18 protein-coding genes are annotated in these 23980 nt (G+C 32.8%); 8 read left to right on the top strand and 10 right to left on the bottom strand.

All coding sequences use genetic code 11. The features are described from left to right. Nucleotides 1-13 precede the first annotated feature (13 nt). A complete protein-coding gene (locus HM981_RS13215; RefSeq protein ID WP_179339281.1) occupies nucleotides 14-1798 on the top strand; it encodes a ribonucleoside-diphosphate reductase subunit alpha in 1785 nt (594 codons plus the stop codon). 472 nt (nucleotides 1799-2270) lie between these two features. Then, entirely contained in the window at nucleotides 2271-2948 is a 678-nt protein-coding gene (locus HM981_RS13210) for a hypothetical protein (RefSeq protein WP_179339280.1), read from the top strand. A 68-nt stretch (nucleotides 2949-3016) separates the two neighbouring features. On the opposite strand, the gene HM981_RS13205 is transcribed toward HM981_RS13210, so the two are convergent. From HM981_RS13205 to HM981_RS13190, 4 genes are all read right to left on the bottom strand, one after another. Next, nucleotides 3017-3736, bottom strand: coding sequence for a DUF6503 family protein (locus HM981_RS13205; RefSeq protein WP_179339279.1), 720 nt, complete (start codon nucleotides 3734-3736; stop codon nucleotides 3017-3019). 97 nt (nucleotides 3737-3833) lie between these two features. Then, on the bottom strand, nucleotides 3834-4685 hold the full coding sequence (locus tag HM981_RS13200; protein WP_179339278.1) for an OmpA/MotB family protein: 852 nt from the start codon (nucleotides 4683-4685) through the stop codon (nucleotides 3834-3836). Between the two features lie 228 nt (nucleotides 4686-4913). Next, complete coding sequence (locus HM981_RS13195) at nucleotides 4914-7220, bottom strand: inorganic phosphate transporter (RefSeq protein WP_179339277.1); 2307 nt, start codon at nucleotides 7218-7220, stop codon at nucleotides 4914-4916. Between the two features lie 78 nt (nucleotides 7221-7298). Next, entirely contained in the window at nucleotides 7299-8504 is a 1206-nt protein-coding gene (locus HM981_RS13190; RefSeq protein WP_179339276.1) for a porin, read from the bottom strand. Nucleotides 8505-8893: 389 nt separating this feature from the next. On the opposite strand from HM981_RS13190, the gene HM981_RS13185 reads away from it, so the two are divergent. Beyond that, the gene (locus HM981_RS13185; protein WP_179339275.1) at nucleotides 8894-9253 is read left to right on the top strand and encodes a toxin-antitoxin system YwqK family antitoxin; all 360 of its coding nucleotides are present in this window, start codon (nucleotides 8894-8896) and stop codon (nucleotides 9251-9253) included. An 82-nt stretch (nucleotides 9254-9335) separates the two neighbouring features. On the opposite strand, the gene HM981_RS13180 is transcribed toward HM981_RS13185, so the two are convergent. Both HM981_RS13180 and HM981_RS13175 read right to left on the bottom strand, forming a co-directional pair. Then, complete coding sequence (locus HM981_RS13180; protein ID WP_179339274.1) at nucleotides 9336-12161, bottom strand: TonB-dependent receptor; 2826 nt, start codon at nucleotides 12159-12161, stop codon at nucleotides 9336-9338. A gap of 65 nt (nucleotides 12162-12226) precedes the next feature. Continuing rightward, entirely contained in the window at nucleotides 12227-13498 is a 1272-nt protein-coding gene (locus tag HM981_RS13175) for a hypothetical protein (protein WP_179339273.1), read from the bottom strand. Nucleotides 13499-13748: 250 nt separating this feature from the next. Here HM981_RS13175 and HM981_RS13170 point away from each other — a divergent pair, with 250 nt between their 5' ends. Both HM981_RS13170 and HM981_RS13165 read left to right on the top strand, forming a co-directional pair. Then, entirely contained in the window at nucleotides 13749-15089 is a 1341-nt protein-coding gene (locus HM981_RS13170; RefSeq protein ID WP_179339272.1) for a deoxyguanosinetriphosphate triphosphohydrolase, read from the top strand. A gap of 84 nt (nucleotides 15090-15173) precedes the next feature. Next, complete coding sequence (locus HM981_RS13165) at nucleotides 15174-15344, top strand: hypothetical protein (protein WP_179339271.1); 171 nt, start codon at nucleotides 15174-15176, stop codon at nucleotides 15342-15344. Nucleotides 15345-15379: 35 nt separating this feature from the next. Here the strand turns inward: HM981_RS13165 and HM981_RS13160 are convergent, their stop codons facing one another. Both HM981_RS13160 and HM981_RS13155 read right to left on the bottom strand, forming a co-directional pair. Continuing rightward, nucleotides 15380-17161, bottom strand: coding sequence for a 1-deoxy-D-xylulose-5-phosphate synthase (locus HM981_RS13160; protein WP_179339270.1), 1782 nt, complete (start codon nucleotides 17159-17161; stop codon nucleotides 15380-15382). Between the two features lie 19 nt (nucleotides 17162-17180). Next, entirely contained in the window at nucleotides 17181-18107 is a 927-nt protein-coding gene (locus HM981_RS13155) for an energy transducer TonB (RefSeq protein ID WP_179339269.1), read from the bottom strand. Between the two features lie 153 nt (nucleotides 18108-18260). Between HM981_RS13155 and HM981_RS13150 the strand changes: the two genes are divergently transcribed. The 3 genes from HM981_RS13150 to HM981_RS13140 are packed head-to-tail and all read left to right on the top strand — an operon-like array spanning nucleotide 18261 to nucleotide 21832. Then, nucleotides 18261-20888, top strand: a complete 2628-nt coding sequence (locus HM981_RS13150; protein ID WP_179339268.1) for a T9SS-dependent M36 family metallopeptidase — start codon at nucleotides 18261-18263, stop codon at nucleotides 20886-20888. Nucleotides 20889-20904: 16 nt separating this feature from the next. Further along, complete coding sequence (locus HM981_RS13145; protein WP_179339267.1) at nucleotides 20905-21354, top strand: nucleoside deaminase; 450 nt, start codon at nucleotides 20905-20907, stop codon at nucleotides 21352-21354. 10 nt (nucleotides 21355-21364) lie between these two features. Then, nucleotides 21365-21832 carry a protease complex subunit PrcB family protein gene (locus HM981_RS13140; protein ID WP_179339266.1) on the top strand — a complete coding sequence of 156 codons (468 nt, stop codon included), beginning with the start codon at nucleotides 21365-21367 and terminating at the stop codon, nucleotides 21830-21832. A gap of 8 nt (nucleotides 21833-21840) precedes the next feature. Here HM981_RS13140 and HM981_RS13135 read toward each other — a convergent pair whose 3' ends face one another. Further along, the gene (locus HM981_RS13135) at nucleotides 21841-22086 is read right to left on the bottom strand and encodes a hypothetical protein (protein ID WP_179339265.1); all 246 of its coding nucleotides are present in this window, start codon (nucleotides 22084-22086) and stop codon (nucleotides 21841-21843) included. Nucleotides 22087-22112: 26 nt separating this feature from the next. Next, complete coding sequence (locus HM981_RS13130) at nucleotides 22113-23897, bottom strand: chloride channel protein (protein ID WP_179339264.1); 1785 nt, start codon at nucleotides 23895-23897, stop codon at nucleotides 22113-22115. Nucleotides 23898-23980: the final 83 nt, after the last annotated feature.

Genomic DNA, 23980 nt, shown 5'->3' with positions numbered 1-23980 from the left:
ATAAAACGACCACATGAACCAAGACATCAAAAACACAGTGATTCACGAAACAACAAAAACATCTAGCCAAGAAGAATTAATCAAAGCTAGAAAGGAAGCAATAAAAGAGGCCAATGCAGAGCCGGAAATTAAATGGTTAACAGATCATAGTCGTCAGTTTTTAGCCTCTGGTTATCTTACAGGAGATACCACTCCAGAAGAACGTATTAGAGAAATTGCTAATAATGCAGAAAAAATATTAGGTATCGATGGTTTTGCAGATAAGTTCTATGGCTACATGGCCGAAGGGTATTACTCATTAGCATCTCCAGTTTGGTCAAACTTTGGAAAAAAACGTGGCTTACCCATTAGTTGTTTTGGTTCACATATTTCTGATGATATGGGAGATATCTTGTATACACAGTCAGAAGTAGGTATGATGTCTAAATTAGGAGGTGGTACTTCTGGTTACTTTGGTAAACTGCGTCATAGAGGTGCACCAGTAAAAAACAATGGTGAGTCTTCTGGAGCTGTACATATTATGCAGTTATTCGAAAAAATGGTCGATGTTGTAAGTCAAGGGTCTGTGAGAAGAGGTCGTTTTTCTCCATACTTACCAATAGATCACCAAGATATTAATGAGTTTTTAGAAATAGGAACAGAAGGAAACCCTATTCAAGAATTAACGCATGGTGTTACTGTAGGTAACGAGTGGATGCAAGAAATGATTGATGGTGATTCTGATAAACGTGCTATTTGGGCAAAAGTATTACAGCGTAGAGGAGAAATAGGATATCCTTATATTTTCTTTAAAGACAACGCTAACAATACTGCGCCAGACGTGTATAGAGATAAAAAGCATGAGATTTACGCAAGTAACTTATGTTCAGAAATTATGTTACCTACAAACGATCGTTGGTCTTTTGTATGTGTATTATCTTCTATAAACTTATTACATTATGATAAGTGGAAAGATACAGATGCTGTAGAAACTATGGTGTACTTTTTAGATGCTGTATTAGAAGAATTTATTACAAAATTAGAAGTGTATAGAGATTCTGAAAACCGTGACGATAGACATACATTTATGTTTATGGAAAAGGCCTATACGTTTGCTAAAGAAAACAGAGCTTTAGGTTTAGGTGCTTTAGGATGGCATTCTTTATTACAGTCTAAAAGTTTAAGTTTTGACAGTAAAGAAGCATTCGATTTAAATAGTGAAATCTTTAAGACAATTAAAGATAAGTCCGTAAAAGCATCAGAAGAATTAGCTAAGTTATTTGGCGAGCCAGAAGTATTAAAAGGCTACGGAAGACGTAATACAACATTAAATGCTGTAGCACCAACAACATCTTCAGCCTTTATTTTAGGACAAGTATCGCAAGGTATTGAGCCAATCTGGTCTAACAGTTATGTAAAGGATATTGCAAAAATAAAAACAACGATTAAGAATCCTTATTTATTAGAGCTTTTAAAGGAAAAAGGAATGAACACTAGTGATGTTTGGAAAAGCATCCGTGATTATGATGGTTCTGTACAACATTTAGAAGGACTTACAGATCATGAAAAAGATGTGTTTAAAACCTATTCTGAAATTGACCAAATGACCATTATCTATCAAGCGGCAAACAGACAGAATCACTTAGATCAATCACAATCTTTAAACATTATGGTGCATCCAGATATGCCAGTTAAAGATATTAATAAGATCTATGTTACAGCTTGGCAATTAGGTGTAAAATCATTGTACTACCAACACAGTATGAATGCTGCACAGAAGTTTAAGCAAAAGAAAGAATGTGCTAGTTGTGAAGGTTAATAGCTAGTATAGTTCAAGTGTTAATTAGAGAAGTGCCTTGGTAAAGTCAACTCAAGGTACTTTTTTTAGCGCTTAATTGAGTGTAAAAATTTTTAATTAACATATTGATTGTTAATTATTTAATATAAAAAAATAGATTATGATTAGATGATGATATCAGCTGAAGATAAGTACTGAAAAAGGGACATCGTGAAATATCCCTCTTGGTTTTTGTTTTTTTACAATAATTGGTTCCTAGGCCTACTTTGTAATAAAAAAATAAAATGAGATTTAGAAAATCTCTTACTTTCTTCTTCAAAGAAACAAAATTAGTTTCTACCTACCAAGTTAAATATTTCTATAGTGATTTTTTGAGTTCAAAACACATATATAATAGGGCTTTAAGTATGCTTTTTTTTATTAACCGTTTTAGGACTTATGAACATTTTTGGGTTTTTTAATTAAAATAAGCCTATAGAAATACATATACAACATGAACAAAAATTATTTAATTTCAATTAATCAGCTTGCTGATTTCTCTAAAGCTACAGATGCTAAAAAGAGAACAATTATTAGACAACAAAAAGAGCCGAATAAATTTAGGATGGCATATTATCAGCTTGCTAAAGCAAGGATGAAGAAGACCATAGAAAAACATGGGGATTTAGAGCCTATTCTTAATGGAATGGATGATTTATTGAGCAGGAAACCTGAAAAAGTAAGACAGATAAATGATAAAGTAGTCTCATTAGAGGCAATGAAAAGGTTTATTAATTTAAAATTACCAGATCTACTTTGTAATGTTCCACATGAAGTAATAAAGAAACCTAAATTTAAATCGATATTCTTAAATGGAGTTGAAATAATTATTTCTCCTGATGTTATAATAAGACTTGAATTAGATGGAAAAAAATACTTAGGAGCGGTTAAAATTCATATATCAAAGAATAATGTATTTGATAATTTACAATCTAGATACATATCGACTTTGCTTTTCAAGTATTTGAAAGAAATAATTGCAAAAGATGATGAAGAAGTTCTTGATTCTCTCTGTTTATCTATAGATGTATTTGGTGATTCAATTATTTCGGTTCCAAATAATTTTTCTGATACAGTAAATGATATTGAAATTATTTGTGATGAAGTTAAAACAATATGGAATGTAGCGTAATTTGAATGTAAACAAAAATAGCATCTCATTTTTGAGATGCTATTTTTATTAAATTCAGAATATATGTTTTAATCTTCAACCAAAGTATCAGTTCCTAAATACTTATCATCTTTATTATAATACCAGGCTCTAGCTTTAGGCATTTTAATAACATTTACAAGCGCTTCTTCAGAAAGTAGTATATATTCTCCTGTATCTGATTTCTCTTTACCATGCTCATCTGTTTTAAAGAACTGATAGATTTCCATAGCATAGGTGCTTGGGTTAAAATAGAAATACCAAACATCGCTTCCTACAGCGTCATCATAAGTGACTTTTAAAACCAAGTAGTCATTGCCTTTAAAGGTTTTCTTTTCAACTTTATCACTGAGATTAGTGCCACCATCTTTCAATTTCATTGGTAAACCGTATAAATAAGAATAGTAGTTTTTATAAAATATACCTCTCTCGCAAGTCATATTTTTTGCTTTAGCCGCGATGCTGTCTACTATTTTACCATTATAACTCATTTTACAGACTCCTTTATCTAAGGTATAGGTTGAGGTTATTGTGTCTCTTGTTGCCGTTGCATTAAAATATTCTGCAGGTAAGTTAATAGAAATAACACTGGTACGTTTTGCTGCTTTAGGACTAGTCATTACAACTGTAAACGTATCATTAAACTGTTTCCAGTTGTTATTTGGATCATGATATTTTAGGGCTTCGTCTAATAATTTGTTGGCCGAAATATCTTGGCTGTTGGCTATAACTGAAAGGCATAAAAAAAGGAAGACTACAATAGATTTCATACAGATTTATTTTTGCTACAAATTACAAAATAAAAAAAGCATCCTGTGCCGAATTATACGGAAGGATGCTTTTGGTAAATTTAGATAGATTTGTGATTTATTTTGCTTCCATCAAAGCAAAGAACTTATCAATATTTGGCATTAAAATAATACGTGTTCTTCTGTTTTTAGCTCTATTAGACCATGTGTCATTTTCTACTAAAGGTTGGTAGCTACTACGTCCAGATGCAATTAATTGCTCGGGTGCTACATTAAATTGGTTTTGTAATTTTTTAACTACTGAAGTGGCACGTAAAACACTTAATTCCCAGTTATCAGAGATTTTATCCGTATTAATACTTCTAGAATCTGTATGGCCTTCTACCATAACATCTAAGCTTGGTTCAGAATTAATAACGTCTGCTAATTTCTTTAAGATTTTATCAGCTTTGTTTCCAACTCTGTAACTTGCAGTACTAAATAACATATCGTCATCAATAGAAATCATTACAACTGTTTCGTTAATGTCTACTACAATATCGCCATCTTCATTAAGATCGCTTGTGTTCATAGCTTTACTTAAGTTATACTGAATCGCTAAATTCATAGAATCCTTTAACGTTTTAGCACCTGCTAATTTTTCTGCACTTACATTTTGTAAAGTCGCACGCATTTTTTCTTTGCTTGCTCCAGACGCTACAGTTCCGTCTTTAGAAACTTCAAATTTTGCTTTGTTTTCTATGGTTAAGCCTTCCACATCATTATTTAATGATTGTATTTTAGTATTGTAAGAACTAACACGCGCTTCAATGGCAGCAAACTTATTCTCTAAGTCTTCTTTCTCTACTTTAGTTTTAGTAAGCTCACTTACAGTTTCACCATGTTGCTGTTCTAATGCTAAGAATTTTTTCTTAGATACACAGGCCGTTAATAAAATTGTTGTTACTAATAGGATTGAAATCTTCTTCATAGTTTAATTTTTGGGTTCATTTAGTTTTAAAGTTATATATACGCTAAAAGGTGGCTTTTGGATGTTGAAAGCCTGTCTTTTTTGGGAAATAACCTTATCTAAGAACCATAAAGCATTCTAAATATTCATGTAATATTCTGAATGATTGACGCTTACAATATTATATAAAAAAAAGCCTCAACTCTAAATAAGAGTTGAGGCTTTGGTGTGTAATGCTACGATTTAACCTTAATTAGGAGTCTCGTCGTCTGTACTAATCGTTGCAGGTTCTACTGAGCTATCATGAGCGTTATAGTATTCCTCTAACAGGTTCATTGTCGCTGTAAGTAAATCTTTGGTTTCTAAAAGTAAACTAAAGTAGAGCGTTGTGTTCTTTGGGCTAGATTCTTCTGTTCTAGTTCTATCTACTTGTTTGTTAATTTTATCAGTTACCAAATCAAATACTTGTTTCTTACCTTTTATTATAGTCCCAATTTGCTCAAAAGATTGCGAGTCAAAAGCGACTTTAGTGTTGTTAAAAAGGTCTTCTAGTGCTAAGTCAATTTCTTTTAGCTCTTTAATTTGGCTAAATTTAAGCTTCTTATGATTGTTATTTATGTGCTTATGACTGGTCTTTGATATGTATTCTAAAGACTGCGTCATATCTTGTAAATAACCCAATATATTAATATAGAAGCTACTAGCTCTTAAACTTGTTTCGTCTAAGTTTTTAATGAAGTAGAATATATTATCTCTAAGGTTATCAACTTCATCAGAGAGCTTAGTAACCTGTTTCTTATTCTTTTTAAGTAATGATAAATCTTGTTTTGCTAAACCTTCGATAGCATTCGTGTAAATTCTGTTTCCACGTTTTACAACGTTAGCAATGTTATGTGCACTTTCTAGAATAACACCTTGTACAGAACTACTTCCAGATTTTGTTAAGCTTCCTTCTTCTGGTGTTGCTTTAGATTTTTTCTTGTGAGATAAATAGTTTCTTATTAATAAGCCAAAAGCTGTAAGTAATAAAATAGGAAACATTATGCGTAAATTAAGGTTTAGCAAGTAAGCCACTAATGCTGCTGCTGTAAAGGCGCTAAATGCTGTAAAAAACCAGCCTCCAATAACGTTAATAACACCTGCAACTCTGTAAACCGCACTTTCTGCTCCCCAAGCTCTATCTGCTAAAGAGGTTCCCATGGCAACCATAAACGTTACGTAAGTTGTAGATAAAGGCAATTTGTAAGATGTAGCAATAGAAATTAAAACGGCTGCAACCATTAAGTTTACCGCTGCTCTAACCATATCAAAAGCAGGTAAATCTGCAGCTTTAACATGTTTAGGTGTTGCTGGCTGTATAAATTGTTTGTCTATTTTTTTCTGCCAAGACTCTGGTAATATATAAGAAGACATTTGAGACATACCCATTGCAGTTCTTACAAAACCTCTAGATAAAAAGTTAGGTTGAAAACGTTCTTCCGTTTCTCCTTGACTAGAAAGGTCTAACGATGTTTTAACTACTTTTTTTGCTTTTGAAGAAAACCATAAGGTTAATACCATAATCATACCAGCACCAAATAATAACCAGTTGTTTGTTGGTACTTTCTCTGCAAGGACAGTCATTGGGAAATTCTCTGCTGCTAATCCAGAATCTACCCAAGCTTCAAACGCATTAAATGCTGCGACAGGAACTCCAATAAAGTTCACTAAATCATTACCAGCAAACGCTAATGCTAAAGCAAAGGTCCCTACAATAATGATTAGTTTATAGATGTTAGTTTTAAGAAATGTAATTATAGTATAAGATAATAACGACCAGAATACTGAACTAACGGCTAAAATACCTAAGACATTATTTTCTAAGAAGTCTTTCATGGTAACTCCTCCTAAAAGATCGTAGTTATTATTTGCATAAGAGGTACCTTTTAAACCTTTAATGAAAATAAAATAAGTGATTGCAGTTAATGCTAATCCGCCAAAAATTGCTCCAACCCAATCCGCCTTCTTTTCAAAGTTGTATGAGAGCAAGAGTCTAGAAAACCATTGCACAACAGCACCAATGGAAAATGCGACGACCACGGAGAGCAGTATTCCTAAAATAATTTCGGTGGCTTTAGACGTATTTATGTAATTAACAACGTCTGCAAATTGTCCGCCATCATGACCAATTTTTATCAATGCCATAGCAACAGAAGCTCCAAGAAGCTCAAAGACAATAGATACTGTCGTAGACGTTGGCATACCAATAGTATTAAAGAAATCCAAGAGTAGAATATCTGTTATCATTACTGCCATGAAAATAATCATGATTTCATTAAACATAAATTGACTAGGATTAAAGATCCCTTTTCTGGCAACTTCCATCATTCCGCTAGAGAAAATGGCTCCAACAGCAACACCTACACTCGCAATAATGACTACGGTTTTAAAAGTAATGGCTTTAGAACCAATCGCTGAATTTAAAAAATTAACAGCATCATTACTTACACCAACTACAAGATCTGCAATAGCTAAAATGGCTAAAGCAATGATCATTAAAAAGTAAATATTATCCATAATTCTAATTAAAATAAGTTTGCAAATATCTTTATACAATTAAAGTAGTACGTTACCTAATTGTTATGTTTTTTTTTGTTAAAAATGTATATCGAATCCAAGTCTAAACATAATGCTATCGTCATTACTGTTTTCAGTAGAATAACTAATATCGGTTTGAACTTTTAATTTATGCCCAACAATGTATTTAGAGGCTCCTAAAGTATATTGTTCTCTTGGTAATGTTTCAGTAACGTCCTCAAAATCTAAAGTGGTAAAACGTGCTGCAATTTCGTAATTACTTTTAAATAAATAGCCCGCTTGTAAGTTTATTGCGTTTCCTGTTAAAACAATATCTCCTGTTGGAGTTATGCCATCTGCTTCAGTGGCTATTTCGTTTCCGGCAGAACGCTTAGCATATTCTCCCATAAAAGAAAAACCTTTATATTTAAACATGGCATCTGCGAAAATAGAAGTTTGGTCAGTTTCGTAAATAGTTTCATCAGTTCTAATCATGTAATCACCACTAAAACCGCGTTCTCTAACAGCATCTTGATTATAGTTATAGGCAAAACCAATCATTAATTTTGGTGTGGCTTCTCGTTTTAAATCCGATTGAACATATTCTCCTTTAGATTGAAAGTTACCAAACGGTAAAAATTCTAAACGTGCTGTGTATTGTAAACCACCTTCGTTGCCTTCGGTAACATTACGACCTTCACCTTGAGAAATCGAAAATTTTTCGCGCATTAGAAAATTAGAACCTAAATCTGTTTTGTGGTGCAATTGAATGCCTATATCTCTATCGAGATTAAAACGACTATTTAATAACGAGCGATTAATAAATTGCATATTTCCTGAAGATACAATACGCTCTAGATTTCCAGGTAATTTTGTTTGCCCTGCCCAAAGTTCCCAGTTGCCTGAAAAATTCCACATGATTACAGCATCTAAAATATAACGTGGTGTGTTTCTATTAAAATCATTGGCACCAGCAATATCTCTGTTAGATAAACCAAGTTCTAATTTGTATTTTAATTTTGGAGAGTAGGCAAAACCATCAAATTTTAAGCGTGCTCTACGGACAATAAAGTCATATTCTGCATTTCCGTACTGATTGCCATCGTGGTTCCATATAGAACTAGTACGTACTTGAAAGCGTGGTGCAAATTTTATGCTAAAAGAACTGTCTTTAGCTACAAAATTAATTAAGCCTTTACCAAAAGATGTATCGCTAATTTCTTGTGCTGTAGTTGAAATAAATGCACATAAAAAAATTACAATCGTAAAGATTCTAGTATTCATTCGTAATCATATTAGTTTTTGTCGACTGCAAATAACTAACTTTAATGTTACGTGAATGTTTCCTTAGTATTATTTATCATAAAAAAGGCTGCTTTAAAAAAAGCAGCCTTATTAGAAATCATAATTATTAAGTCGACAAAAACTAATAAAAAATATGAGATACTAATCGTGTGATATTAACACTTTACAAATATGAACACTTAATATAATGTGATTGTAAAGCCAATATTATGTAATTATTAAGGATAACACCTTCTTTTTAGAGGGTTTAATTATCACTAATACAGTGTTTTGCATTTCCAATGTTAAGCTAATGTTATGTGAATGTTGTTTAAATGTAAAATATTAACTATATTTACACTGTAAGTATCAGTAAAATTTAATTAGTTATGAAAAAGATAGTATTAGTATTAGTAATGTTGTGTGTAGGTTTTTCTTACGCTCAAGATAAAGTTCAACCAAAATTAGAGAAAAAAGGAGATGTAACTGTAGCCACCTATTTCCATGAAAATGGAGCAGTACAACAAACAGGAATGTTTAATGCTGAAGGTAAATTACAAGGCGAATGGACGAGCTTTGATACCGAAGGGAACAAAGTTGCTAAAGGTAATTACGAAGCTGGTAAAAAGGTGGGGAAATGGTTCTTCTGGGAAGGTGATTCTTTAAAAGAAGTAGATTACATCGATTCTAGAATTGTTACAGTTAACAAATGGGATAACAAAACTAAAGTTGCCGTTAGAAACAGATAATTTAGATTACTCAAATAAACAACAACAAAAAAAAGGCTTTCCAATTGGAAAGCCTTTTTATTTTATATAAAATTTAGTAGTCTTAAAATTTAAAAGAATAGCCTAAAGATATTTCAGTACCAGGTTCTCTTAAAGAGAAGGTTTGGTTGTCTGTTCCGTAAGATTCATATTCACTAAGTCTTGTACTGCTTAATAAATTAGCAACTTTTAAATCAATAGAAGAATTTTTCTTCTCTCCAAAAGATTTATTAAGTGTAAAATTTAAGCTACTAAAAGGCTGTGTATATACATCTGGTACTAAACCAATACCAACAACTTCTAAAGTAGAACCTTGAACGTTGTAAAATAAACCTGTTTGAAATCCTAGATCAGAATTGTTGTAATCTAAACCAACATTAATAAGATAAGGAGCTTGACCTTGTAAATCTCTTTCTCGATCTATCGTTTCTCCATCTCTTGCAGCAAGAGTTCTACTTTCAAATTCATCTTCAGACATTGTTAATTCAGATTTAATTATAGAAACATTCGCATTAAATTTAAGATTGTTTAAACCTTCAGAAATAAATCCTAAACGTTGTCTTAATTCAAACTCTACACCATAAACAGTTGCATTACCTAAGTTGTCTACGGTTAACTGTGTTGGTGCTTGTAAGAAGAAAGATTGTTCTATAGGATCTGTAAAGTCTTTGTAAAAACCACTAACCGCAAACATCTGTCCATTATCTCCAAAGTGCTCATACCTTAAATCAAAGTTATTCACGTAGGTTGGTACTAAGTCAATGTTACCAATAAATAATCGGTTGGTAATAGGATCAAATATCTGTGCAACAGAAGCTTCTTTAAATGAAGGTCTCGCTGTTGTTCTAGAATAAGAAGATCTTAAATTAGATTGATCACTTAATGAGTAAATTAAATTTGCAGATGGAAATAAATCAAATTCATCTAAAATAGACTCTCTGTCAAAAACAGTTGTATTATTTTGACCTGTATAATAAGAGCTAAAATATTCAGTTCTTATACCTAAAACAGATTTAAAGTTTTCAGTGATATTAAATTCTGCAGAAAAATAAGTCGCTGCAATACCTTGCTCACCTTCGTAAGCATCGTTAGCATTAAATTGATCACCAAAAATTAAGAAAGAGCCACTATCAGTATCCGGATTCCAGATATTGTTAGGGTTTAATAACTGATCTACATCTCCACTTGCAATAAAGGCATCATCTCCTTGTATATTAAACGTGTAATCGTCAATACTAAAATCTCTAAACTTGTAAGTGTAAGCACCTCCAAATTTAAGTTTACCAGGACTTCCAAAGATATTTACTGTTTTATCTAAATCTACTTTACCAGACCAGCTTTCTTCAATTAAGTTTCTCCATAATTGAATCGGAAATGTTGAAGCCGATGGACTAATAAATGAATCTCCATTATCTGCTTGTTGCAAAGGTGTAATTCTATGATCTTTATCCATCACTTTAGAAAAAGTAGGAGATAATTTCCATTCTAAATTAATAGCATTTTCATCGTTACTTAAACGGTGTTTACCAGAAAGTAATAAGTTGGTTACTGAACGTTCTGTGTAAGTAATAGCATTTTTAGTTAAAGGCTCTAAACCTCCACCAACACCATCTTGTGATATTACTTGATTGTAAAAACCTGCACTAGATTCACCATTTTGAATATGCAATAGGTTAGCCTTAAATTTAGACATTCCCGTTTTATAAGTAAGACCTAACATTCCGTTAAGTATAATGTTATTTATACCTTCAGAACCTTTAGAGTCTAAAACAGAACTTAAATTATTGTCACCAGTATTAGAACTGTTTTTTACATAAGCACCATCTTCTCTGTTTTCATAAAATGTAGTTTCATTTTTATAAGAAAAAGAAGCTTGGTAACCAATTTTGTCATCGCCAAGATCGTACTGATTTCCTAATGTGAAACCAAAATCATAGTTCATTCCGCTGGCTTGCTTTTTTGCTCTAAGCTCACTTTGGAATCTGCTTGTAAGTGATGATAATAATAATTTGTTATCAAAAGTTCCAGGAATTTGTTGGTATCTATGAATAGGCAAATCACGTGTACCATCATCAAAACCAAATAAATCTGTGTCACTTCCGGCAGATGTTAAATAGTCATTATTAAAATGCATATCGGGATTGTAACCCACTCCTAATGATAAGGTGTATTCTGCTTTAGTAGGAAAATCTTTAGTTACAATATTTACAATTCCACCTGTGAAATCTGCAGGATACTCAGCAGAAGCCGATTTTAATACAATAACATTATCTAAAATATTAGTAGGAAATAAATCCATCTGAATCGTATTTCTATCAGGATCTAAACCAGGAATATCAATGCCGTTTAATATAGATTTGGTATATCTGTCACCTAATCCACGTACGTAAACGTATTTTCCTCCTTGAATAGAAACACCTGGTACACTCTTAACAGCACTGGCTACATTACTAGCACCAGAGCTTTTTATAGCCTGTGCAGATAAACCATCCATTACTACAACAGATTTTTTCTGAAGATTTAAAACAGAATTCTCAGTGTTACGTTTTGTAGAAGTTGTTATAACAACAGTGTCTAATGAGTTAGTCGCTAAAACAATATCTAAAACAGTAATGTCATTAGATTTAACAACCACACCTGTGATTTCTTGAGTGGTATAACCAACAAATGAAAAGACTAAGGTATAGGTTCCTTCTTCTAATTCTAGTTCATATTTTCCATCAAAGTCAGCGCTAACACCTATTGTTGTTCCTTTAACTACGACATTAGAGAAAGCCATAGGTTCATTAAACTCACCATCCATTACTGTTCCAGTAACTTTTCCTTGAGAGAATGTGAAATAGGTAATTAGAAAGAAAACAAAAGTTAAAACGTTTTGTGTATTTTTCATATTGAAATTTAAATAACCCATCGCTTACCTTGTAAACGATGGGTTTGTATGTTTAAATGATGTTATTAAAAACCTAATCCGCCAGCTGTATTTGCATACGTCCAGCTAAAGTTTGAAGTCGATGCTCCAATAGTTTGAGTACCTTGAGTAACAGCAGTAGCTGTAGATCCAAAACCTGTAACGGTTACAGTCTCAGCCTTGTTTACAAAAACATCAGTAACATTCGCTACTCCTGCAGGTAATACTATTTGCCATGCGCCAAATGTTAATAAGCCGTCGTTATAGTTTGTTGCTACACCATCGTTATCTAATTCTATATCAGAAGAATCTTTAAATCCATAAGCGTAGATGTTGTTTGTAGTTCCCATGGCATTACTTCTGTAATCCGCATATTCTCCGTTATCAGTAGTTGTGTTACCAATAATTGTAATGTTTTGTAGCGTAAAAGAACCTGTAGCGCTTCCTTCAGGACCATCAACTTCAAAAGCATGATCAGAAAAATCACCTAAAACAACAACAGCGTTATCAATTGTACCAGAATAAGCTTGGTCAATATCTAAAGCATCATCACCTTGAGCCCAAACTAATAAGTTGGTTGTATTTACAGTTCCTCCAAAGAATTCAACACCATCATCAACGTTAGCAACTACCTCTATGTTGTTAATTAGAGTTCCAGTACCAACACCACCAAGTGTTAAACCATTAATTTCATTTCCTTCACCTATTAAAGCGCCACCATGACGAATAGAGATGTATTGTAAGCTTCCAGAGTTGTCAGCAGCATCAGTACCTCCGTAAAGTCCAAAAGTATCATCAGCAGGAATCCCTTCTATTTGAGCTTCAGTAATATCACCAGAGAAAGAACAAGGTGCATAACCTAAAACAATTAAACCTCCCCAAAGACCTCTATCATTTTCGTCTAAGTTAGTTCCGGCTGTTTGGCCACAAGTAATATTATCACTTGTTGAAGTAAAAATAATTGGTTGGTCTGCTGTACCTTGAGCATCTAATGTAGCTCCTCTTGCAACGATTAATGCTGAAGCTAAAGAACCTGTTCCAGGAGACCCTTTTATAATTGTACCTGGATTGATAGTTAAGGTGATACCTTCACTAACAACAACTTTTTGATTTAATTGGTAAATGTTATCCGCAGTCCAAGTTGTGTTACTAGTTATTGCACCAGTCACAGCTATAAGTGGGCAGTCTTCACCTACTGTTCCAGGATCATTGATAATGATTGTAGTTTCTTCGATTATGATAGGTGTGTCATCATCTTTAAAACAACTAGTAAATACCAGTAAAGAAGCTACTAATGTGGTTAAAAGGATTTTTTTCATGAGATAAAATTTAATATGTGGTTTAATTTTTTTTGTATTACGCTGCAAAGAAACTGTGATTAGCTAAGTTGTAGGTTATCTAAAAATTAAAGGTTTGTAATGAAAAGGTTAGTTAACTGTTACCGTAGGATTAAGTGATTTTATGTTAAGGAGACAATTACATAACATTGAGATTTTTGGCATCTAACTAAGCTTTATATAATCAATTGTATAGCAATTTCTATATCTTGCATCATCTAAGAAATTAACTATGAACTGGGAACAATTACTCTCTCTAAAGCGCTTTGGCGACACCAATAAAAGATTAAGAAAAGAACAAGACGAAACACGTTTGGGTTTTGAGGTTGATTATGACCGTATTATATTCTCCTCTGAATTTAGAGGCCTTCAAGATAAAACACAAGTGGTGCCTTTATCTAAAACCGATTTTGTACATACGCGACTAACCCATAGTTTAGAAGTTAGTGTTGTTGGCCGTTCGTTAGGTAGAAAAGTAGGACAGTTATTACTGAAAAAACATCCACACTTAGAAAATGTTCATGGTTATAGAATGAATGATTTTGGTGCTATTGTTGCGGCAGCTGCTTTATCTCATGATATTGGAAATCCACCTTTTGGACACTCTGGAGAAAAAGCGATTGGAGCTTATTTTAAAGACGGTAGTGGTGCAGAATTTAAAAAGCATTTAACCGAAAAAGAGTATCAAGATTTATGCGATTTTGAAGGAAATGCGAATGGATTCAAGATTCTTACAGAAAGTAGAGAGGGTAGAGAAGGAGGTTTGCGTTTGAGTTATGCAACATTGGGTGCTTTTACAAAATATCCAAAAGAATCGTTACCTAAAAAGCCAACCAACCATATTGTAGATAAAAAATACGGCTTTTTTCAAAGTGAAAAACATATGTTTGAAGATGTGGCTTCAGAATTAGGTTTAATTAAGCGTCATAAAGATTACCTTAGTTATCAGAGACATCCTTTAGCTTTTTTGGTAGAAGCGGCAGATGATATATGTTATACCATTATTGATTTTGAAGATGGGATTAATCTTGGATTAATTCAAGAAGAATATGCTTTAGAATATTTAATTAATTTAGTGAGAGGTAGCATTAAAACTGAAAATTATAATGCGTTAAAAACCACAGAAGATCGCGTTAGTTATTTACGAGCCTTAGCCATTGGACGCTTAATAGATGAAGCTGCTACGTTATTTATGAAGCATGAAGAAGCTATTTTAGCAGGTGAATTTGAGACCGCATTATTAGATGTAAGTCAGTATAAAGCACAAATAAAGGATATTATTGATATCAGTATAAAGAATGTTTACCGTTCTAAAGAAGTCATTAATAAAGAAATTGCTGGTTATGGAATTTTAAATCAGTTACTAGAATCTTTTGGTAAAATGGCATACCATTATTTTGAAGGTAATATGTCTAGCTATGATAAGTTGTTATTGGATATTCTCCCGGAAACAGTGAAACTGCGTAATGATGAACTCTATCCAAACCTGTTAGCTATTTGTCTTTATATTTCTAAATTATCAGATACAAATGCAATGTTATTACATAAGAAATTACAAGGTCAGATATTATAAAAATGCATTTAATCGAATAAATTTGTTTTTTAACGATATTTTGCTTTTATTTGTTTCATAATCAGCCCTCTAAAACACCTACTTATGGAAAATAATATACTTGGAGGCTTAGTCATTTTCGTAGTCGTAGTGACTTGCCTATTGATGATAGACGATATTACTTATGTAAAGCATGATCAAATTGTAAATGCAAATAATAACATAGAACAGGTTGATCAATCTATAGATTTAGCTGTTGTTGAGACCGAAGAGTAACACAAAATAGATTTTAAAGAATTGTATTTAAGTGGTTATTTTGAAGTTAATTGTAATAAGTCCTGAATCTGTGTTTTTATAGATAAAGGATCTAATTGTTGCAATTGTTGTAATTCATTAACAGTGCCGTGTTCTATAAATTTATCTTCAATTCCTAGAGTTATAATAGTTAGTTTGTAATTATTGGTATTTGCGAATGCTAGTATAGAAGCTCCAAAACCACCAACAATAGTTCCATCTTCGATTGTGATTATTGCTTTATAAGATGAAAATATTTTGTGAAGTAATACTTCGTCTAAAGGTTTTACAAATTGCATATCGTAATAGCCTATAGCATCTGGTTGGTTTAATAACTCAACAGCATCTTCAACGTTTTTTAAAAGTGTACCAATAGAAAGTATGGCAATGTCAGTACCGTTTTTTAAACAGCTACCTTTTCCTATTTCAATTTTCTCGAATGGTTTTTTCCAATCTAACAAATAACCTCGTCCTCGAGGATAACGAATAGCCATTGGAAAATCAATTCCTAATTGAGCTGTGTACATTATGTTTCTAAGCGCAATAGCATTACTTGGTGCAAAAATCACCAAATTAGGAATGCAATTGAGGTACGCCAAATCAAAAACGCCATGATGTGTAGCACCATCTTCGCCAACTAAACCAGCACGATCTAGACAAAATATAACAGGTAAATTTTGTAACGCTACATCATGAATTATTTGATCGTAAGCACGTTGTAAAAATGTAGAATAGATATTACAAAATGGAATAAGACCTTGTGTTGCCATTCCCGCAGCAAGCGTTACAGCGTGTTGCTCAGCAATACCAACATCGAAAGCACGATTTGGTATGGTATCCATCATATATTTTAAAGAACTCCCAGTTGGCATAGCAGGAGTAATACCCACTATTTTATCATTTTCTAAAGCCAATTCTACAATTGTTTCTCCAAAAACATCTTGAAATTTTGGCGGCTGGCTTGGGCCAGATTTGGCAATGAGTTCTCCTGTGTTGGCATCAAATTTTCCTGGAGCGTGATATTTTACTTGGTCTAATTCAGCTTGTTTTAAACCTTTTCCTTTTGTAGTAATAAGGTGTAGAAATTTTGGACCTTTTACAGTTTTTAAACGTTTTAATTCAGAAAGTAACAAGGGTAAATCATGACCATCAATTGGTCCGGAATAATTAAAATTTAGGGCTTCAAAAATATTGTCTTGTTTCTCAGTCCCTTTTTTTACGTTCGTTAAATACTGTTTTAAAGCACCAACACTTGGGTCAATACCAATAGCATTGTCGTTTAAAATAACGAGTAGATTAGCATCTGTAACTCCGGCATGATTAAGACCTTCAAAAGCCATTCCGCTTGCAATTGATGCATCACCAATCACTGCAATATGGTGTTTATCTTCACCTTTAAGCTGCGATGCAATTGCCATACCAAGCGCTGCAGAAATAGAGGTAGATGAATGTCCAACACCAAAAGAATCGTATTCGCTTTCACTTCGTTTTGGGAAACCACTAATGCCACCTAATTGCCTATTGGTTTCAAAAATGGCTTTTCTTCCTGTTAGAATTTTGTGACCATAAGCCTGATGTCCAACATCCCAAATTAATTCATCTTTTGGTGTGTTAAAGACGTAATGCAAAGCTATAGTTAGTTCAACCACACCTAAACTTGCGCCTAAATGCCCTTCTTTAGTTGCCACAATATTAATAATAAAGCGACGTAATTCTTGGGCAAGTTGAGGTAAGTCATCAGGTTTTAATTGCCGTAAATCTTTGGGGAGGTTAATATGTTCTAACAATGTATTATTCACTTGGTAAAAATACAAGATTTTATGAGTCTGCAACTACAAAAATGATGGGTAAGGTATAGGTAACCGCAACATTTCTGCCTCCTTGTTGTCCAGGAATAAACTGAGGTAATAATTTTATAACACGAAGGGCTTCTTTTTCTAATTGTGGATGAGGTCCTCTAATCTTTATATCTATTACATCTCCTTTTTTGTCAATCGTGAATTTTGTGTATATCCTTTGTTTGCCTTTAATTCCTAAATCTCCTTGGTCAATATCAAAGTTATCACTTACAAATTGAGATATTCGTTTTGCGAAATCGTCCTTATTCTCAGATTTAGATAGTGCATTTTTTGACTCAATGAATTGTGGAATATGATCTACATAAATAAACCCAATAACTAGGTCTTCATCATTTTCAACAGGTTCAACAGGTGCAATTTCTCCCATGACTTCAACGACAAGACCTGTTAAGGTTGGTACAGGAGGATCAATTATTTTAACTGGTGATGGTAGTTTTGGAATTGTTATAGTTTTAGTAGAGTCAATCACAATTTTTGATGCTGTAATCTCAGGCATTTGTATGGTCTTTGCTTCAAGCGTAGAAATCACTTCTACAGCATCAATCTTTTTTGTGGTGCCGTTTTGGTCAGAACAATTTAAAAGCGAAGTGCCCATAGCAATCAACAACGCTAGGATAAACAGTTTCTGAAAATTAGTTTCCTGCAGAATTATGCGTTCCGGAATTTCAATCCTAATGTGTTTTATTTGAGAGACTTTAAAACGACCACATGTGTTCTTAGATTTATTAGCTGCTAAATAATCCTCTATGGCTGCTTTTGGCATTTTTGTAAAATCCACAACTGTTGTTGAACACGATTGGCAAAACCGACCTTTTTCATTAACTGTCATTTTAGACCAATCTTGGTGGCAAGGTTTAGGTATAGAAATAGCGTAGTTAGTTTTCATAAAAGGCGGTTTTGTGTTGTAGTATCAAATTTCTTGCCGCATTATAATTAGAATGATTTTTAGTGTCTAGGATCTATAATGATTATCTATTTTTGAAGAAAAAATAAGGTAGGAACTTTTTTTACGACCAAGCCTTAATATATAATATAGACGATGATAAAAAACTATGCTTACTTAACCTTGCTACTTCTTTTGGTACTACCAATATCATCTGTAACTGGTCAAAATAATTTGCAATCTACAGAATACGGAACGCTAATAATTAATTATTTAGAAGGTAAAAAGTCTGATTTCAATTTTAAAGATAGAGATTTAGAGCAATTAGTAATAACAAACACTTATTATTCTGAAAGTACTGATATCACTCAAGTATATCTTAATCAAACGTTTCAAGGAATTAAAATTTTTAATATAATTTCTAGTGTTGCTATAAAAGATGATCAAGTCTTTTATTATGCAAATAGATTCTTAAGTAGTATTTCAGATAAAGTTAATGCTACAGAACCTGTATTCTCTCCTATTTCAGCAATTCAGAAAGTGGCTACTCATTTTGAATTAGGAAGTACTCAAAATATACAGCAATTAGAATATGATGAAAACCGTTATGTTTTTACTGATTCAGGGATTTCAACTCAGAATATAGTCGTTGAATTAGTTTATGTAAAAAGTGAAGAAAATTTAAAACTAGCATGGGATTTTATTATTTATACAAAAGATAGTAAGCACTGGTGGAATGTAAGGGTTAATGCCGTAACTAATGAAATTATAGAGTTTAATGATCTTATTTTAACCTGTAGTTTTGAAAAAAACCATGAACATACTGAGCACTTAAATCAATTGGATTTTAATGGCTTAATGAGAGATCCCAGCTCCATTTTAGTAGATGGTTCTAGTTATAATGTTTTTCCACTTCCTATTGAAAGTCCAAACCATGGTTCGAGACAAATAATAGTAGACCCTGAAAGTTCTAATGCTTCTCCTTTTGGATGGCACGATGATAATGGAGTTTTAGGTGCAGATTATACAATTACAAGAGGAAACAATGTTTGGGCAAAAGATGACGCTCAAGGTAATAATTCTAATACTGGTTTTTCACCAGATGGAAGTGCAAACTTAACTTTTGATTTTTCTTTAGATTTCAATATATCACCCTTAGATTATCAACAAGCTGCTATAACAAATTTGTTTTATATCAATAATATGATGCACGATATTTGGTTTGAGCATGGCTTCGATGAGAGTTCAGGAAATTTTCAAGCCACTAATTATACTAATCAAGGGTTTGGAGGTGATTTTGTTTTTGCAGATGCTCAGGATGGTAGTGGTTTTAATAATGCAAATTTTGGCACACCGCCAGATGGTTCTAATCCAAGAATGCAGATGTTTTTATGGTCACCTCCCGGAGCTAACTCTAACGACAGAGTTGTAGTGCAAAATGGAAGTTTAGTCGGTACTTATGAAGGTTTAGGAGCTTCTTTTGGTGCAATATTAACTTCAATACCAGTAACATCTAACTTAGTGTTAGCTACAGATTTTGGTGCGGACATCTACGATGCTTGCGAATTACTAATTAATTCAGCAGAACTTAATGGGAACATAGCCGTTTTACGACGCGGTTCATGTGAATTTGGAGCTAAACTATTGGCTGTAGAAAACGCAGGTGCAATTGGAGCAATTGTTGTAAATAATGTAGCCGGAGATCCAATTTCAATGGGGTCTGGTGCAGATGGTGATTTAGTGTCTATACCCTCAATAATGATTACTCAAAGTGCAGGTGAAGCTATTGTTACAGCATTAATTAATGGAGAGAGTATTACAGCGAGTTTACTTGGGCCAGATTTGACAGATTTTATTGATGGTGATTTTGATAATGTAATTATTGCTCATGAGTATGGTCATGGGATTTCTAATCGATTAACAGGAGGGCCTTTTGCAGCGAGTTGTTTACAAAATAATGAGCAAATGGGAGAAGGTTGGTCTGACTGGTTTGGACTTATGATAACTATGACAGCTACTGATATTTCTGAGAATCCAAGACCTATAGGTACTTTTGCGGTAAGTCAATCTACTACTGGTAATGGTATACGTCCTGCACCTTATAGTACAGATTTTGCCATAAATGGATTTACTTATAATGCTTCAAATACACTTTCTCAACCTCATGGAATTGGTTTTGTATGGGCTACTATGTTATGGGATTTGACTTGGGCCTATATAGATAGATATGGATTTGACCCTGATTTATATAATGGTAATGGAGGTAATAATAAAGTTATGAAATTAGTGGTAGATGGTCTTAAGTTACAGCCATGTAGTCCAGGTTTTGTTGATGGTAGAGATGCTATTCTTGCTGCTGATATAGCGACAACGGGAGGTGTAGATCAATGTATGATTTGGGAGGTTTTTGCAGCTAGAGGGTTAGGTTTTAATGCACAACAAGGAAGTTCAGACTCACGCTCAGACCAAATAGAAGATTTTACAATGCCATTTAATACCGATCCCTCTTTAGCAAATTGTTCTAGTCTAAGTGTAGATGAATTTTCTAAGGAGATAACTATATATCCAAATCCTACAGAAACAGAATTATCAATTTTAACGCGTAATAATTTAGGTAATGTAACAATTACCTTAATTGATATTAATGGTAGAGTAGTATTAGAAATACAACAAGAATTATTTAATTTAGTTATTTTAAATACAAGCCAATTACAGACAGGATTATATATTTTGAATATTAAAGGGAATAATTTTAATTATAACGAAAAAATCATTAAGAATTAATATCTTTTGTCCGTATATGATAAATCCATTCGACCATACATATTTTATGAAACGTGCACTTCAAGAAGCGGAAGCGGCTTTTGAAAAAGGGGAAATTCCAGTTGGTGCAATAGTTGTAGTAGAAGATAGAATTATTGCAAGAACACACAATCTTACAGAATTATTAAATGATGTTACAGCACATGCAGAAATGCAAGCTATAACATCTGCGGCAAATTTTTTAGGCGGAAAATATTTAAATAAATGTACGCTATACGTTACTTTGGAACCTTGCCAGATGTGTGCAGGAGCGTTGTATTGGAGTCAGATTTCTAAAATAGTTTATGGTGCTTCAGATACACAAAGAGGTTTTAAGTCTATGGGAACCACATTGCATCCTAAAACGGAAGTCGTCAGTGGCGTTTTAGCGGAAGAAGCTTCAGCATTAATGAAACGTTTCTTTATTGAAAAACGTAACTTGAATTAAATAAGATGACATGAAAAAATATATAATAATTAGTCTAACCTTATTATTTGTAGTGAATTGTAAAAGCAATAAAATGGATCAAAATAATGCAGAAATGGTAAATGCAGAATCTGTTTTAATAGCTAAAGGGAATCTTTATGGTTCAGGAGAAGAGGGAATAACGAAGCAAAATAGAGTTATTGATAATCAAAATGATTGGAAGGATTTAATAGCGCAGATGAATACCGTAAATAATGTTTCTGATCATTTTTCTGAAACTGAAATTAATTTCTCTAAGTATACTATTATCGCTGTTTTTAATGGAGTAAAAGGAAGCGGAGGTCACAGCATAGATATTGATATATCCTCTACTTCAAAAAACACTTTAGTTACTGTGAACTATAGCGCACCAAAAGGAAATGCTACAAGTGCTATGACACAACCGTATTATATTGCGAAAATTCTAAAATCCAATTTGCCAATTGTCTTTCAAGACTAATAAAAATCTTAACCCTTAGTATCTCTTTGGGTTTCTCGCATCTTGTCAAGATTCTCTTTAGTTAACATATAGTCATTAACGTCTTTATCTTTCCATCTGTAATAAGAAAACAAAGGAAAAACTACAAAAAAGAGTCCTAAAACGCCAAATCCTATAAGTTTTTGAGCGTAATCTAGACCTAAAGTTAATCCGCATATAACACTTGTTAGTGATGCTAAAAAGGCAATAAATGTTATAATTTTTATTAATTTCATCTGGTTTAACTTCTGTGTTGTAATTATTACGTAAAATTAATCAATTGCTGTCTATATGCTGTTAGTAATTTTGATTTTGAAACATATCCATGATATTTACCATTTTTAATAACTGGTAAATTCCAAACACCACTTATTTTAAATTTCTCCATTATAATATTCATCGAATCTTTTTCGTAGGTTATAACATCTGCAGCACTATGCATTAAACTTGCAGCATCAACTTGGTCATAAAGATCGGCATCAAACATAATATGTCTTATATCATCTAACCGAATAACACCTATAAATCTATTTTCATCATCAACAACAGGAAAATGATTTCGAGACGACTTAGCGACTGCAAAATTTAAAATTTCACGAAGTTTCATTTCAGGCTTTAGAATGATAAAATTAGTTTCAATTATTTTATCAATGTTTAATACCATGAGCACATTTTTGTCTTTATCATGTGTCATTAATTCACCGCGTTCAGCAAGTTTTAAGGTGTAGATTGAATGAGACGTGTAGTATTTAGTAATTGAAAAGGATATTGCAGACACAATCATAAGAGGTACAAAAAGTTCATATCCACCAGTAATTTCCGCGATTAAAAAGATAGCTGTTAAAGGCGCATGTAAAACGCCAGCCATTAAGCCTGTCATTCCAATCAGTGTGAAGTTGGATTCTGATACATGAAAATCTAGACCCATATTATTTATTACTTTGGCAAAAGCATTACCTAAAGCACTTCCCATAACTAAGGTAGGAATAAAAACACCTCCAACACCACCTGCTCCAAATGTAGTGGTCATTGCAATAGCTTTAAAAATGGCAATTCCTATAAGTAGACCAATTACAATCCAAATGTTTGATAAATCGAAATTAAAAGGTGTTTTACCAATTGCTGCAACATGGTCGCCTTTCAATAAATTATTCATGATGCCATAACCTTCACCATAAAGTGCAGGAATCATGTAAAGGATAGATCCTATAGCTAATCCACCAATTAATAGCCGTTTTGCACGACTTTCAAATTGTTTAAAAAAGTTAGTAATCGCAAAAAAGACTTTAGAGAAATAGACTGAAGCCAGCGCTGTAATAAGTGCTAGTATAATATAGAAACCAATATCATTAATTTGAAATTTATCAGTTAACTCAAACCGAAGCAAGATATCAGTCCCAAGGAAAAAATAAGATGTTACAACGGCAGAAACAGAGGCTAATAATAGAGGTATTAATGATGTGAAAGCAATATCTAAACTAAATATTTCTACGGCGAAAATTATGGCAGCAATAGGAGCTTTAAACATAGATGCCATGGCTCCAGTTGCCGCACAACCAATTAATAACATTCGTGTTTTTTGGTTCATTCTAAAAAAACGAGCGGTATTAGAACCTAAAGCTGCACCTACGCTTACTGCTGGTCCTTGCAGTCCAACTGAGCCACCAAAACCAGCCGTTAAAGGAGCTGTAATTAATGCGGCATAGATGTTATATCTTGGAATTATACCGTTTAATTTTGAAATGGCATGTAACGTAGAAGAAATACCATGACCAATATGCTTTTTTAACCACGTTTGTTTAATGATGTAAACTAATATGAGTCCTATAATTGGGAAAATAAAATAGAGCGCATGATGATGATTTCTAAAGGTTTCCAATTCAAAAAGCAAGCGTATGTAGTGCGTTAAGTTTTTAAGCACAACGGTTCCTATACCTGCTAAAAAGCCGACCAAAATGCTAAGAATAAATACAAACTGACGCTCAGAAATATGTTTGTATTTCCAAATTAAGAATTTTCTTAATAGTTTTTTAGTGATAGAAGGCATGGTTTAAATTACTAAAACTTATTTATTTAGATTAATATAATGATTTTACCCTTTACATCAACATACGAATTTTAATATTTTTT

The sequence above is a fragment of the Winogradskyella ludwigii genome (assembly GCF_013403985.1).
GTDB classification, from domain to species: domain Bacteria; phylum Bacteroidota; class Bacteroidia; order Flavobacteriales; family Flavobacteriaceae; genus Winogradskyella; species Winogradskyella ludwigii.
This window is presented reverse-complemented; position numbering and strand designations above follow the sequence as displayed.

What these genes read in the sequence shown, in the direction of transcription:
- HM981_RS13215 (WP_179339281.1), top strand. Translation starts at nt 14, where the DNA reads ATGAACCAAGACATCAAAAACACAGTGATTCACGAAACAACAAAAACA.
- HM981_RS13190 (WP_179339276.1), bottom strand. Translation starts at nt 8,504, where the DNA reads ATGAATACTAGAATCTTTACGATTGTAATTTTTTTATGTGCATTTATT.
- HM981_RS13185 (WP_179339275.1), top strand. Translation starts at nt 8,894, where the DNA reads ATGAAAAAGATAGTATTAGTATTAGTAATGTTGTGTGTAGGTTTTTCT.
- HM981_RS13145 (WP_179339267.1), top strand. Translation starts at nt 20,905, where the DNA reads ATGATAAATCCATTCGACCATACATATTTTATGAAACGTGCACTTCAA.
- HM981_RS13180 (WP_179339274.1), bottom strand. Translation starts at nt 12,161, where the DNA reads ATGAAAAATACACAAAACGTTTTAACTTTTGTTTTCTTTCTAATTACC.
- HM981_RS13175 (WP_179339273.1), bottom strand. Translation starts at nt 13,498, where the DNA reads ATGAAAAAAATCCTTTTAACCACATTAGTAGCTTCTTTACTGGTATTT.
- HM981_RS13205 (WP_179339279.1), bottom strand. Translation starts at nt 3,736, where the DNA reads ATGAAATCTATTGTAGTCTTCCTTTTTTTATGCCTTTCAGTTATAGCC.
- HM981_RS13165 (WP_179339271.1), top strand. Translation starts at nt 15,174, where the DNA reads ATGGAAAATAATATACTTGGAGGCTTAGTCATTTTCGTAGTCGTAGTG.
- HM981_RS13155 (WP_179339269.1), bottom strand. Translation starts at nt 18,107, where the DNA reads ATGAAAACTAACTACGCTATTTCTATACCTAAACCTTGCCACCAAGAT.
- HM981_RS13195 (WP_179339277.1), bottom strand. Translation starts at nt 7,220, where the DNA reads ATGGATAATATTTACTTTTTAATGATCATTGCTTTAGCCATTTTAGCT.
- HM981_RS13135 (WP_179339265.1), bottom strand. Translation starts at nt 22,086, where the DNA reads ATGAAATTAATAAAAATTATAACATTTATTGCCTTTTTAGCATCACTA.
- HM981_RS13130 (WP_179339264.1), bottom strand. Translation starts at nt 23,897, where the DNA reads ATGCCTTCTATCACTAAAAAACTATTAAGAAAATTCTTAATTTGGAAA.
- HM981_RS13210 (WP_179339280.1), top strand. Translation starts at nt 2,271, where the DNA reads ATGAACAAAAATTATTTAATTTCAATTAATCAGCTTGCTGATTTCTCT.
- HM981_RS13140 (WP_179339266.1), top strand. Translation starts at nt 21,365, where the DNA reads ATGAAAAAATATATAATAATTAGTCTAACCTTATTATTTGTAGTGAAT.
- HM981_RS13150 (WP_179339268.1), top strand. Translation starts at nt 18,261, where the DNA reads ATGATAAAAAACTATGCTTACTTAACCTTGCTACTTCTTTTGGTACTA.
- HM981_RS13200 (WP_179339278.1), bottom strand. Translation starts at nt 4,685, where the DNA reads ATGAAGAAGATTTCAATCCTATTAGTAACAACAATTTTATTAACGGCC.
- HM981_RS13170 (WP_179339272.1), top strand. Translation starts at nt 13,749, where the DNA reads ATGAACTGGGAACAATTACTCTCTCTAAAGCGCTTTGGCGACACCAAT.